This is a genomic window from Marinobacter salinisoli (assembly GCF_017301335.1).
Taxonomy (GTDB): Bacteria; Pseudomonadota; Gammaproteobacteria; order Pseudomonadales; family Oleiphilaceae; genus Marinobacter; species Marinobacter salinisoli.
On sequence record NZ_CP071247.1, the window covers coordinates 1,188,116 to 1,200,442 of the forward strand.

General features: G+C 58.7%; 12 protein-coding genes. 10 read left to right on the forward strand and 2 right to left on the reverse strand.

The features are described from left to right. Positions 1-72: 72 nt before the first annotated feature. On the reverse strand, positions 73-612 hold the full coding sequence (locus tag LPB19_RS05360) for a YaeQ family protein (RefSeq protein ID WP_206645073.1): 540 nt from the start codon (positions 610-612) through the stop codon (positions 73-75). A 326-nt stretch (positions 613-938) separates the two neighbouring features. Between LPB19_RS05360 and LPB19_RS05365 the strand changes: the two genes are divergently transcribed. The 10 genes from LPB19_RS05365 to LPB19_RS05410 all read left to right on the forward strand — a co-directional run bounded on the left by LPB19_RS05365 (position 939) and on the right by LPB19_RS05410 (position 11,132). Further along, entirely contained in the window at positions 939-2,501 is a 1,563-nt protein-coding gene (locus LPB19_RS05365; protein ID WP_206645074.1) for an ABC transporter substrate-binding protein, read from the forward strand. A gap of 74 nt (positions 2,502-2,575) precedes the next feature. Beyond that, positions 2,576-3,625, forward strand: a complete 1,050-nt coding sequence (locus tag LPB19_RS05370) for an ABC transporter permease (protein WP_206645075.1) — start codon at positions 2,576-2,578, stop codon at positions 3,623-3,625. Further along, positions 3,622-4,554: an ABC transporter permease gene (locus tag LPB19_RS05375; protein WP_206645076.1), complete on the forward strand. Its 933-nt coding sequence runs from the start codon at positions 3,622-3,624 to the stop codon at positions 4,552-4,554. Before LPB19_RS05370 ends, LPB19_RS05375 begins: the two co-directional genes overlap by 4 nt. 4 nt (positions 4,555-4,558) lie before the next feature. Then, positions 4,559-5,557: an ABC transporter ATP-binding protein gene (locus LPB19_RS05380; protein WP_206645077.1), complete on the forward strand. Its 999-nt coding sequence runs from the start codon at positions 4,559-4,561 to the stop codon at positions 5,555-5,557. After that, positions 5,554-6,573, forward strand: coding sequence for an ABC transporter ATP-binding protein (locus tag LPB19_RS05385; RefSeq protein ID WP_206645078.1), 1,020 nt, complete (start codon positions 5,554-5,556; stop codon positions 6,571-6,573). Before LPB19_RS05380 ends, LPB19_RS05385 begins: the two co-directional genes overlap by 4 nt. 60 nt (positions 6,574-6,633) lie before the next feature. After that, entirely contained in the window at positions 6,634-7,551 is a 918-nt protein-coding gene (locus tag LPB19_RS05390) for a LysR family transcriptional regulator (RefSeq protein WP_206645079.1), read from the forward strand. Beyond that, entirely contained in the window at positions 7,544-8,839 is a 1,296-nt protein-coding gene (pepQ, locus tag LPB19_RS05395; RefSeq protein ID WP_206645080.1) for a Xaa-Pro dipeptidase, read from the forward strand. Before LPB19_RS05390 ends, pepQ begins: the two co-directional genes overlap by 8 nt. 88 nt (positions 8,840-8,927) lie before the next feature. Then, positions 8,928-9,137, forward strand: coding sequence for a bacterioferritin-associated ferredoxin (locus LPB19_RS05400; protein WP_206645081.1), 210 nt, complete (start codon positions 8,928-8,930; stop codon positions 9,135-9,137). A 157-nt stretch (positions 9,138-9,294) separates the two neighbouring features. After that, on the forward strand, positions 9,295-9,771 hold the full coding sequence (gene bfr / locus LPB19_RS05405; RefSeq protein WP_206645082.1) for a bacterioferritin: 477 nt from the start codon (positions 9,295-9,297) through the stop codon (positions 9,769-9,771). Positions 9,772-9,779: 8 nt separating this feature from the next. Beyond that, the gene (locus LPB19_RS05410; RefSeq protein ID WP_323127904.1) at positions 9,780-11,132 is read left to right on the forward strand and encodes a phosphohexomutase domain-containing protein; all 1,353 of its coding nucleotides are present in this window, start codon (positions 9,780-9,782) and stop codon (positions 11,130-11,132) included. A 79-nt stretch (positions 11,133-11,211) separates the two neighbouring features. Here the strand turns inward: LPB19_RS05410 and LPB19_RS05415 are convergent, their stop codons facing one another. After that, the gene (locus LPB19_RS05415; RefSeq protein WP_228289222.1) at positions 11,212-12,324 is read right to left on the reverse strand and encodes a phospholipase A; all 1,113 of its coding nucleotides are present in this window, start codon (positions 12,322-12,324) and stop codon (positions 11,212-11,214) included. Positions 12,325-12,327: the final 3 nt, after the last annotated feature.

The window sequence follows — 12,327 nt, forward strand, 5'->3', positions numbered from 1 at the left end:
GCGTTAATTTCGAGTGCGCAATCTTACGTGCGGAGCAGGGCGCTGTCTAGTCCCTCTTGCGTTCCCCTCGTGCTAGGCGGACAGGGGTTCGGGGGTGATCGTGATCAGCGCGTTTTCGTTGCTGACCGTTACTTCGCCATCCTGGACCGTAATCTGGAAGTTCATGCTTCGTTCGGCCAGTTGTGCCAGGGCGCTGGTGCTTTCAGGCTGCAGGTTAACGATGCTCAGGTTGTCGAACCGCTCCAGCTTGCTGCGGTGTTTGTCCCACCACAGGCTAACGGCCCTGCCGCCATAGGTGTACAGAAGCACCTTCTTGGCCCGGTTGCAGGCTTTGCGCAACCGGGATTCCTCGGGCAGGCCCAGTTCTATCCACAGTTCTATGTCGTCGCTCAGGGTTTTCTGCCACAGCTCCGGTTCGTCGTCGGTGCTCAGGCCCTTGGTAAATTCCAGTGGCTCGTCGGCATTCAGGGCAAAGGCGAGCAGCCGAACCATCATGCGTTCGTCGGTTTCTGACGGGTGGCGGGCGATGGTCAGGTGGTGGTCAGCGTAATAATGACGATCCATGTCCGCGATGTTCAGGGTTGCCTTAAAGATGGTTGCCTTGAGTGCCATGTTGGCTCCGGATGAAGGTGCAGGATCGGCCCAGTTTACTGCAGTTCACGCAACATTGGCGCCTGATGAATACCCTTTCAGCACTGAAAAAAGTGCACTCGATCGGTGCGGGAACAGAAAATGACCAGCAGGTTACACGGTTTGTTGTACCGTTAACTGTCTGTTTTTTAATGATTCGCTTTGGTGTGATTCACTTCACGCATAACGTCATTTTGCAATTTCGATTGATGTAATGGTTTTCCGAGACTAGTTTTTGCGCAGTCTTTGGGTGCCGTAACCGGTGCCGAAGTACCAATAAAATTCTCATAACTGCGACGGAAAACGCGATGAAAAAACTGTTGACAGCATTCGTTGGTTCCATGGCCCTGGCGGCGGCGCCGGTAGCCTTCGCCGCTGAGGCGACCAAGGAACTGAAAATGGCGTATGACGCCGACCCAGTAACCATGGATATCCATGAACAGCTCTCCGGTGGCATGCTCCAGCTGAGCCACCTGACCTTTGACCCGCTGCTGCGCTGGACCAAGGACCTCGGCTTCGAGCCGCGTCTGGCTGAGAGCTGGGAGCGGGTTGACGATAACACGATGCGGTTCAAGCTGCGTGAGGGTGTGAAATTCCATTCCGGCAACGAGCTGACTGCAGAAGATGTGAAGTTCACCTTCGAGCGCCTGAAGAAGAGCGCGGACTACAAGGCGATCTTCCGCCCGTTCACCGAAGTTCGCGTCGTTGATGACTACACCTTCGAGCTGGTGACCGAGAAACCGTATCCGCTGCTGCTGAACGCGGCGACCTACATCTTCCCGATGGACAGCGAGTTCTACAGCGGCGAGACCGACGACGGCAAAGCCAAGGACCTGATCGACAAGAAAGGTGGTTCCTTCGCGTCCCGGAACATGTCCGGTACTGGCCCTTACATCATTGCCGATCGCCAGCAGGGCGTTCGCCTTGAGTTCGAGCGCTTTGCCGATTACTGGGACACCGAGTCACCGGGCAACGTTGGCAAGATCGTGCTGACGCCGATCAAAGAAAACAACACCCGGGTTTCTGCCCTGCTGTCCGGCGGTGTTGATTTCATTGCACCGGTACCGCCCACCGATCTGGACCGTATCCGCAGCGACAAAAATACCGACCTGGTCACCATGACCGGTACGCGCATCATCATGTTCCAGCTTAACCAGGAGCGTGTGGAAGCCTTCAAGAACCCGAAAGTTCGTGAAGCCATCGCTTACGCGGTGAACCAGGAAGGCATTGCCGCCAAGATCATGAAGGGCTTTGCCACCCCGGCTGCGCAGATGTCGCCGGAAGGCTACCAGGGCCATAACCCGAACCTGAAGCCGCGTTACGACGTAGCCAAGGCCCAGGAACTGATGAAAGAAGCCGGCTATGAAGATGGCTTCACCATCACCATGATGGCGCCGAACAACCGTTACGTGAACGACGACAAGATCGCTCAGGCGGTGGCCGCGATGCTGTCGCGCATCAACATCAAGGTCGACCTGAAGACCCTGCCGAAGGCCCAGTACTGGCCGGAGTTTGATGACCGTGCAGCGGACATGATGATGATCGGCTGGCACGCCGACACCGAAGATTCAGCGAACTTCTACGAGTTCCTGACTTTCTGTCCGGATTCCGAAACCGGTGCAGGCCAGTACAACGCTGGCAACTACTGCAACCCGGAGCTCGACAAGCTGGTTGAAATGGCCAACGTCGAAACCGATCTGGACAAGCGTGCAGAGATGCTGCAGACCGTTGAGCAGCGCCTGTACGAAGACGCGGCCTTCATTCCGCTGCACTGGCAGGACCTTGCCTGGGCTGCGAAGAAGAACGTGAAGATCGAGCCGGTGCTCAACGTGATGAACTTCCCGTACCTGGGTGACCTCGTCATAGAGTAATCGTCTCTATGGGCAGGCCGGCTTTGGGCGACCGGAGCCGGCCTTTTGTTTTCAGTAATCTCCGGAAATAACTCATGTTAGCGTTTTTGGTTCAGCGGATTTCACAGGCGCTGCTGGTCATGTTCGTGATCAGTGTGATTGCCTTCAGCATTCAGGATAACCTGGGTGATCCGCTTCAAGAGATGGTAGGAATGTCCGTCTCCGAAGAGGAGAGGGAAAAGCTCCGTGACGAACTGGGACTGAACGACCCGTTTGTGGTTCAGTACCTGCGATTTGCCGGCAATGCCCTGCAGGGTGATCTCGGTACCTCCTACTTCTATGGCAAGCCCACCGTGGATGTCATTCTCGAGAACCTGCCGGCGACCCTGGAACTGGTCATCGGCGCAACATTGATTATTGTCCTGTTCTCGGTGCCCATTGGCGTCTATGCCGCCATTCGGCCCCAGGCCTGGCTGTCCAAATTCTTCATGGGCGTCAGCACGGTGGGGATTTCCATCCCCGTGTTCCTGACGGCCATTGTTCTGATTCAACTGTTCTCTATCGGTGTCACGGTGACCCTGTTCCCGGAAGACACTGGCTGGGGTAGCTGGCTCAACGGTGCGCTGTCCACCAACGGTGGCCTGCCGTCCTACGGCCGTGGTGACGAGTTGACCCATCTGTTCGGTACCTGGGAGTCCGGCTTCTTCACCCAGGATGGCCTGCTGCACCTGTTGTTGCCGTCCATTTCCCTGGCCTCCATCATGCTGCCGCTGTTTATCCGTCTGATTCGGGCGGAGATGATGGAAGTCCTGCAGAGCGACTACATTCGCTACGCCCGTGCCAAGGGCCTGGCCGCTCCGCGCATTAACTTTCTGCATGCCCTGAAGAACACCATGCTGCCGGTGATTACCGTGGGCGGTGTGCAGATCGGGATTATGGTGGCGTACACCATCCTGACTGAAACCGTGTTCCAGTGGCCGGGTGTCGGCCTGATGTTCCTCGAGGCCATCACCCGCAGTGATATTCCCCTGATCGTGGCTTACCTGATGGTGGTGGGTCTGATTTTCGTAATTACCAATACCCTGGTCGATCTGATCTACGGACTGGTAAACCCGACGGTAAAACTGACAGGTAAGAAAGCATGACGACGGCGACTCTTTCCCGCTGGGATCGCTTTCGCGACTCCTTTTTCTGGTACAGCTTCAAGCGCGACAAGGTCGCGATCGCCAGCTTCCTGGTGCTGATGCTGATGGTGCTGGCGGCGGTCTTTGCACCCCTGCTGGCTCCGACCGACCCGTACGATCTGACCCAGATCGACATCATGAATTCGGAATTGCCGCCGGTCGGCATTTCGGGGTCTGACGCGGCGTTTCCGCTGGGCACCGACGCCCAGGGCCGTGACCTGCTGTCCACCATTCTGTACGGCACCCGGGTATCCCTGATGATCGGCTTCGGCGCCGTTCTGCTGCAGGGTGCACTGGGTATCCTGTTCGGCCTGCTGGCCGGTTACCTCGGTGGCCGCGTGGACGCCATCCTGATGCGCATCGCCGACGTTCAGCTGTCGTTCTCAACCCTGATGGTGGCCATCATCGTGGGTGCGGTGGTCAAGGCCACCTTCGGCAGCCTGATGTTCGGCGAAATCGCCATCTACATGCTGATTTTCATCATCGGTGTGTCCGAATGGCCGCAGATTGCCCGTACCGTGCGCGCCTCCGTGCTGGCGGAGAAGAAGAAAGAGTACGTGGATGCGGCCAAGGTCATGGGTTTTGGCACGCCGCGGATCATGTTCCGCCACATTCTGCCGAACACCCTGTCGCCGATTTTTGTTATCGCCACGGTCCAGATCGCCAACGCGATCATTTCCGAGGCGGCACTGTCATTCCTTGGCCTTGGTATGCCGGAAACCCAGCCGTCGCTGGGTTCCCTGATCAAGTCCGGCTTTGACTACATCCAGAGCGGTTCCTGGTGGATCACCCTGATCCCGGGCCTGGTACTGGTGGTGCTCGTACTGGTCATCAACCTGTTGGGTGACTGGCTGCGGGATGTCATGAATCCACGGCTTTACAAGGGGTAACGTCATGGCATTGCTTGAAGTAAAAAATCTTGATGTCCGCTTTGCGGTCCGTGGCGGTGACCTGAAGGCGCTGCGCGGTATCAGCTTCAGCCTCGACAAGGGTGAGCGTCTGGGCCTGGTGGGCGAATCCGGCGCTGGTAAATCCGTTGCCGCGTTCTCCATCCTGAACCTGATCGCCCGCCCGGGTTACATCGCCGGTGGCCAGATCCTGTTTGAAGGCAAGGACCTGGCGGCCATGAGCGAGCGCGAATTGCGCAAGATCCGTGGCAATCGCATTGCCATGATCTTCCAGGACCCGATGATGACCCTCAACCCGGTGCTGACCATCGGCACCCAGATGATCGAGGCGATTCTGGCGCACCGGAACATCAGCAAAAAGGCGGCGCGCGAGATTGCGCTGGATAAGCTGCGCAAGGTTTACATTCCGTCGCCGGAAAAGCGTCTGGACCAGTACCCGCACGAACTGTCTGGTGGTATGCGCCAGCGTGTCATCATCGCCATCGCGCTGTTGCTGGACCCGGAAATCATCATCGCGGACGAGCCGACCACCGCACTGGATGTGACCATCCAGGCGGAAATCATGGACCTGCTGCTGGAGCTGTGCGAGCAGGAAAATGTGGCCCTGATGCTGATCACCCACGATCTGGGTGTGGTGTCCCAGGTGACCCAGCGCATGCTGGTCATGTACTCCGGGCGCATCATCGAACAGGGTTCGACCAAGGAAATCATCAACGACGCCCAGCATCCGTATACCCAGGGATTGATCAATGCGCTGCCGCAGATGGGTGAGCCCGGCGGCCGCCTGTTCCAGATCCCCGGGTCCATGCCGTCGCTGAAGAACGTGCCCACGGGCTGCCCGTTCCATCCGCGCTGCAAATTCGCCACCGAGCAGTGCAAGCGCGAAATGCCACAATACGTGCGCTCCGGCAATGTCGATGTGGCCTGTTATGAAGTCAGTAATCTTATCGAGCAGGAGAAACGCATGCAGGAGGCCGAATCATGACCTCCCAGTCATCCACACTGGTAAACATCCAGGGTCTGGAAAAGAAGTTTGATCTGACCGGTGGCCTGCTGGAGCAAATCACCTTCAAGAACGGCAGGTTCCAGCGCCGTCAGGAAGCGGTTCACGCCATCAACGGTGTCGACCTTCAGGTGCAGAAAGGGGAAGCGCTGTGCGTGGTGGGCGAGTCTGGCTGTGGTAAATCCACCGTCGCCCGCACCGTGATGGGCCTGCTGTCGCCAACGGCCGGTGAGATTCATTACGATGGCCAGCGGATCGACAATCTCAGCGGCGATGCGGTGTTGCCGTACCGCCGCAAGATGCAGATGATCTTCCAGAATCCGTATGCGTCCCTGAACCCGCGCATGACCATCCAGAAGACTCTGGAAGAGCCGATCCGCTTTCACCACCCGGAGTGGTCCGAGCTGGAAGTCCGCGACAAGGTGCACGAAGTAATGCACTCGGTGGGCGTCAACCCGGACTGGGGTTCCCGCTTTGGTCACGAGTTCTCCGGCGGCCAGCGTCAGCGCATCGCCATCGCCCGGGCATTGGCGGTGGACCCGGAGTTCATCGTGGCGGACGAGCCTATCTCGGCACTGGATGTCTCCATTCAGGCCCAGGTTCTGAACCTGCTGATGGATGCCCAGGAGAGCCGCAACCTGACGTACCTGTTCATTACCCACGATCTGGCGGTGGTGGAGCACTTTGGTACCCGGGTAGCCGTGATGTATCTGGGCCGGGTGTGCGAGCTGGCGGATACCAGGACTCTGTTCAGTACCCCGCGCCATCCCTACACTCAGGCGCTGCTGTCGGCGATTCCGAAACTTGAGGACGACCGCCCGAACCACATCCGCCTGCAAGGTGAGGTGCCGACGCCGGTTAACCTGCCGTCGGGTTGCGTGTTCCACGGTCGCTGCCCGTACGCCAACGAGCGTTGCAAGCAGGAAATCCCCAAACTGATCGCCACCGATGCTGGCGCTCAGGTGGCCTGCCACGCGGTGGAAGAAGGCCGGCTGTAAAAGAATCGGCGCGCACGATCAGTTATCATGCCCCCCGAATGAACAGTTTCTGGTGGCATGATGGATTTACGTTGGCTTGAGGATTTTATGGCGCTGGCCCGGGCCCGCCATTTTTCACGTGCGGCCGAGGCGCAGCACGTGAGCCAGCCCACGTTCAGCCGTCGCATCAAGCTGCTCGAAGAGGCCATGGGGACGACGCTCATTGATCGTCAGACCCTGCCGCTGGCGCTGACTCCGGCCGGGGAGATTTTCCTCGAGTTCTGCGAGCGGGCGACCCGCGATGTGCGCGAAACCCGGGAGCGGATTCAGGCCCTCGAGGAAGCCGCCGAATCCCGGATCAGCGTCGGCTCTACCCAGAGTCTGTTTTCCCACTTTTTTCAGGAGTGGGTGGCGGTATCGGGGGCGGCGGATCAGTTGCAGCTGAACCTGAAGTCGACCAACTGGCTGGGGGCGCAGTTTCTGGATGCGCTGGATGACGGCGAATGCGAACTGGTGCTGTGTTACTGGCACCGGTATCTGCCCTGGCGGGAACGACTGACGCCCGAGCGCTACGAGTGGCTGACACTGGGTGAAGAACTTTTGGTGCCGGTCAGTGTGGCCGACGACCAGGGGACTCCCCGTTTCGTGTTGCCCGGTAGTGCAGGCCAGCCAGTGCCCTTGATCGCCCATCACCCGCGTGGCTTTCTCTACTCGGCTATTGAGGCTCATCTGAGCCAGAGCAAGGTGCAGGCGAACCTGTTGCCACTGAACGAAAGTCCGCATTCGGCGAGCATCAAGGCATTGGTGAAGCAGGGCTTCGGAATGGGGTGGCTGCCGAAACGTATGACCGAAAAAAGCGAGCAGTTCGGCCGCCTGGTGCGGGCAGGGGACGAACAGTGGGATATTCCCGTCGATATCCGCCTGATCCGCCTGCGGGAACCTCGCTCGGACGACCTATTAACGCTTTGGAAAACACTGGAAGAGCAACACCATGTCTGATTCAGAACTACTGGCCCTGCAAACCGATCATCTGGAGACCCTGCAGCAACGTTACGAACAGGCCCTGGCCGAGCATGGCTTCGACAGCTTGCTGATCAGCTCCGGCGCGGCGCCCATGCGGTACGCCGACGATCAGGGCTGGGTGTTCCACGGCTATGGTCCCTTCGTGCACTGGACGGGGCTGGTGGACCAGGAGTTCAGCTGGTTGCTGATTCGTCCCGGGCAAAAGCCGGTGCTGTGGCTGTTCCAGCCGGTGGACTTCTGGCACGCCAACCCGGAATTTTCCCCGGAGCCCTGGCATCAGCAGGTGGATATCCGGTTCATTGCCGAGCGCCAGGTACCGTCTATTGACGGTGCGGGCAGGATCGCGGTGATTGGTGATCCGGCCTATCTTGGCGACGTCGCCGGTGAGCACAACCCGGCGGACCTGCTGACCGCCATCGAAGAGACCCGTGTCCGCAAGACGCCGTATGAAATTGCCTGCCTCGCGCGCGCCAACGAACTGGCGGTAAAGGGCCATCGTGCGGCCCAGAATGCGTTTCTGGCGGGCGCAAGCGAATTCGGAATCAGTCTTGCGTACCAGCAGGCCACCGGCCAGCGTGAGGCGGAATCCCCCTATCACAGCATCATTGGTCTGAACGAGCACGCCGGCACTCTGCACTACCAGTACTACGATGTTGAGGCACCGTCCCAGCCCCGTAGTCTGCTGATCGATGCCGGGGTGCGTTTCCGGGGCTACAGTTCCGACATCACCCGAACCACCGCCGCGCCCGGTGAAGACCGTTTCGCGGCCCTGATTCACGGGCTGGATCAGTTGCAGAAGCGCCTGTGCGCCATGGTTGCGCCCGGTGTCGATTACGCCGACATCCATCGGAAAACCCATCAGGGGCTGGCGGCTCTTTTGGTGGCTGCGGGCATTGTGGACGGGGTGGACGAACAGGCGCTGGTGTCCGAAGGGGTCACCCGGGCGTTCTTTCCTCACGGCATTGGTCATTTTCTGGGCATCCAGGTGCACGACGTCGCCGGCAAGCGTACGCCGTCCCCGGAGGATGCACCGTTCCTGCGCCTGACCCGGACCCTGGAGCCGGGCATGGTGGTCACCATTGAGCCGGGGCTGTACATCATTCCGTCGCTACTGGATCCGGTACTGGCGGGGCCGCTGGGTAAGCACATCAACCGTGCGGTGATCGAGGAGCTCCGGGGCTGCGGCGGCATCCGGATTGAGGATAACGTGGTTGTCACCGACGACGGCCATCGTAACCTGACCCGGGAAGTGATGGCGGCCTGATACAAATTCTAACGACCGAACGGTTGCGCTTTTGGACGCGAATGACAATAATTATCACTAACAACTGAACTGTTAAGTGGGAATTATTATGTACGTGTGCCTGTGCCAGGGCGTAACCGATCGGAGCATTCGTGAAGCCGCCGAAAATGGCGTGACCTCCATGCGTGAGCTGGGCGAGGAGCTGGGCGTGGCCCGCCAGTGCGGCCGCTGCGCCAGCACCGCACGGCAAATCCTGAGAGAAAGCCGCTCGCCGGAGTACACCGCGATGGCCGACTTGCTCGCCTCGCCTGCCGCGTAGCGCCTTATTAGTATTCAGTGACCGAGCCGGGCAGTGTCCCGGCTTTTCTGTATCCGGTTTGCCGTCGTCGTCCTTTTCCGGTGTGTTTTTTTCTTGTTCCCGAACCGGCTACTATTAGGGTTCCCCCCTCCGCTTCAACCTTAAAAGGAGCCCGACGATGAAAGGCGACAAGACGGTTGTACAGTACCTCAATAAAGTCCTCGTGAACGAACTGACCGCCATTAACCAGTATTTTCTCCATTCCCGCATGTACAAAGATTGGGGCATTACCAAGCTGGCGGACAAGGAATACGAAGAGTCCATTGATGAAATGAAACACGCCGATCAATTGATTGAGCGCATTCTGTTTCTCGAGGGCTTGCCGAATCTTCAGGATCTCAACAAGCTCCTGATTGGTGAAAACGTCGAGGAGATGATCTCCTGTGACCTGAAGCTGGAGCTGGCGGCGGTGGATGAGCTCAGAGAAGCCGTCGCCTATTGCGAACAGGTGCAGGACTACGGCAGCCGGCAGCTGTTCCGTAGTATTCTCGACAGCGAAGAAGAGCACATCGATTGGCTCGAAACCCAGCTTGAGCTGATTTCCCAGATGGGCATACAGAACTACATACAGCTACAGTCAGCACCCGCGGAGTAATATTGATAATGGATTTGTCCTGTTTTAAAGCCTATGACCTGCGAGGCCAGGTGCCGGAGCAACTGAATCCGGACCTGGCGGAGCGCATTGGGCGCGCCTATGTGGACGTGACCGGTGCCAAGAAGGTGATTGTCGGTTACGACATTCGCCTGTCCAGCCCGGACATCGCCACGGCCTTGAGTGATGGGCTGAGGGCTGCGGGTGCGAATGTCTATGACATTGGCCTTTGCGGTACCGAGCAGGTGTACTTCGCCACCAGCCATTACGAGATGGATGGCGGCATCATGGTAACGGCGAGCCACAACCCGAAGAACCACAACGGCATGAAAATGGTGGGGCCGGAGTCCCGCCCCATCAGTTCCGATAATGGCCTGAACGACATTCGCGACCGGGTGCTGGAACCGTTTACCGATGCCTCCGAGCAAGGCAGCTATGAAACCCTGGATGCGATGGATGCCTACGTCGAGCATTTGCTCGGGTACATCGATACCGCCTCACTGAAGCCGCTGACCATCGTGGCCAACGCCGGTAACGGCGGAGCGGGTCTGGTGATTGACCAGTTGGAAAAACACCTGCCGTTCAGGTTCGTGAAGGTCCATCACGAGGCGGATGGCAACTTCCCCAATGGTGTCCCCAACCCGATTCTGCCCGAAAACCGCTCGGCCACCGCCGAGGCCGTGGTCGCTCAACAGGCGGCGATGGGGATTGCCTGGGATGGCGATTACGATCGCTGTTTCTTCTTTGACGAGAATGGTCGCTTCATCGAGGGCTACTACATCGTGGGCCTGTTGGCAGACCAGTTTCTGCGCAAGACCGGTGGCGGTGCCGTCATCCATGACCCGCGGCTGACCTGGAATACGCTGGATCTGGTGCAGGCAGCGGGCGGCACGCCTGTGGAAAGCAAAACCGGACACGCCTTCATCAAGCAGCGCATGCGGGATGAGGACGCCGTGTACGGCGGCGAGATGAGTGCGCACCACTACTTCCGTGACTTCGCCTACTGCGACAGCGGCATGATTCCCTGGTTGCTGGTGGCCGAGCGCCTGTGCCAGTCCGGCCAGACTCTGTCGTCGCTGATTGATGCCCGCATCGAAGCCTACCCGGCCAGTGGTGAAATCAACCGCACCATTGCCGATCCGAAAGCCGTGATCTCGGCCATCGAGGCCAACTACCGTGAGCAGGGTGGACGCGTCAGCAAGGTCGACGGTGTCAGCATCGAGTTTGACGACTGGCGCTTCAATCTGCGCATGTCCAACACCGAGCCGGTGGTTCGGCTGAACGTCGAAGCGCGCGGCGACAAGGCGCTGATGGAAGCCAAGACCGAAGAGCTGCTCGCCGAGATGGAGCGCCTGAACCGATAATTCAGCTACTCATTGTGGCGGCCCTCCCGGAGGCGTAAAGCTTCCGGGGGCGTTATTTTCCTTCCCAGGTTTTTTCTGCTTATAGCCAATCGTTCAGCATCACCCCGATGCCGAAGCGCTGAATACGTTCGTTGTAATCGATCAGGCTCTCGCCATAACCGTTGTAGTACTGGATAAAGCCGCGCAGGCTGTCGCCCATGGGAAAACTGTAGGCCAGTTCAACCGAGGTCTTGTTGTTGCTCGAACGCAGGTTGTTCATCAGCTGCAGGGACAGCGTGCGGTCCTCGGTGAGCTTGTAAACGCCGATGTAGTTGGCGTAGCCCAGATACCGTTCGATGTCCGGGTTATCGTCGTTATTCAGATCCTCGGGAATCCGGTACCAGGGCTGAACAATGAGCAGCCAGCGCCCGTAGCTGTACCCGGCCGAACCGATGAGGCGGTTCCAGCTGCGGGAGCGGGGCTCCGACTGGCCGTTGGACTGATGGTTGAAACCGAAGGTCAGGGCATTCAGTTTGCCCTTGCCGATATTCCAGTCGGTTTGGTAACGGACGAAAATCTCGGGTTCGTAATTGGTTTCCCGGAACGGCGCGGAGGAATCCCGGTTGTAGACCTGCCAGAAGGACTTCTGGGTATAGCCAAACCAGAGCGTCGTGCGCTGGTCCAGCATGCCCGTCAGCAATGGAACCTTGAAACTGATCTGATATTTCGCCTCCTCCCTTTCCAGGTCGTAGTCGTAACCGGAAATGCCCAGGGTCGGACTGTTGGGGTTGGGATTCGGGTCGACCACATAGCTGACCGGTAAAATGTAGGTCGGCCGATAGCCGACAAAACTGCCGGAGAAGGAAAAAACCGCCTTTTCGGCGCGCAGATAGCGGTCGAGGACATTATCCATGACCCTCTCATCCTCTGCGGGTAGACCGCCGGTTCCTTCCGTCAGCCCGGGTATAGCCTCCGCGGCATCCTGCTGGGCTTCTTCAACACGTTCCGGGGAAGCGGCTTGCCGGGCGGCTTCCGGATTCTGCAGTCGGTCGTAACAGGCCAGTCTCTGCACCCCGTTTTCAATCAGCGCGCAGTCTTCCGGGCTCAGGGCCGTTGTGTAGGTGCCGGGGTCGTCTGACACCTGTGCGCTGACACTGAGAGAGACGGCTGTGCTCAATAGCATCAGAGTCGGATAGAACCGTTTCAGGGTCATGTT

Coding starts and splice junctions, on each gene's coding strand:
- LPB19_RS05360 (WP_206645073.1), bottom strand. CDS start 612: ATGGCACTCAAGGCAACCATCTTTAAGGCAACCCTGAACATCGCGGAC.
- LPB19_RS05365 (WP_206645074.1), top strand. CDS start 939: ATGAAAAAACTGTTGACAGCATTCGTTGGTTCCATGGCCCTGGCGGCG.
- LPB19_RS05370 (WP_206645075.1), top strand. CDS start 2,576: ATGTTAGCGTTTTTGGTTCAGCGGATTTCACAGGCGCTGCTGGTCATG.
- LPB19_RS05375 (WP_206645076.1), top strand. CDS start 3,622: ATGACGACGGCGACTCTTTCCCGCTGGGATCGCTTTCGCGACTCCTTT.
- LPB19_RS05380 (WP_206645077.1), top strand. CDS start 4,559: ATGGCATTGCTTGAAGTAAAAAATCTTGATGTCCGCTTTGCGGTCCGT.
- LPB19_RS05385 (WP_206645078.1), top strand. CDS start 5,554: ATGACCTCCCAGTCATCCACACTGGTAAACATCCAGGGTCTGGAAAAG.
- LPB19_RS05390 (WP_206645079.1), top strand. CDS start 6,634: ATGGATTTACGTTGGCTTGAGGATTTTATGGCGCTGGCCCGGGCCCGC.
- pepQ (WP_206645080.1), top strand. CDS start 7,544: ATGTCTGATTCAGAACTACTGGCCCTGCAAACCGATCATCTGGAGACC.
- LPB19_RS05400 (WP_206645081.1), top strand. CDS start 8,928: ATGTACGTGTGCCTGTGCCAGGGCGTAACCGATCGGAGCATTCGTGAA.
- bfr (WP_206645082.1), top strand. CDS start 9,295: ATGAAAGGCGACAAGACGGTTGTACAGTACCTCAATAAAGTCCTCGTG.
- LPB19_RS05410 (WP_323127904.1), top strand. CDS start 9,780: ATGGATTTGTCCTGTTTTAAAGCCTATGACCTGCGAGGCCAGGTGCCG.
- LPB19_RS05415 (WP_228289222.1), bottom strand. CDS start 12,324: ATGACCCTGAAACGGTTCTATCCGACTCTGATGCTATTGAGCACAGCC.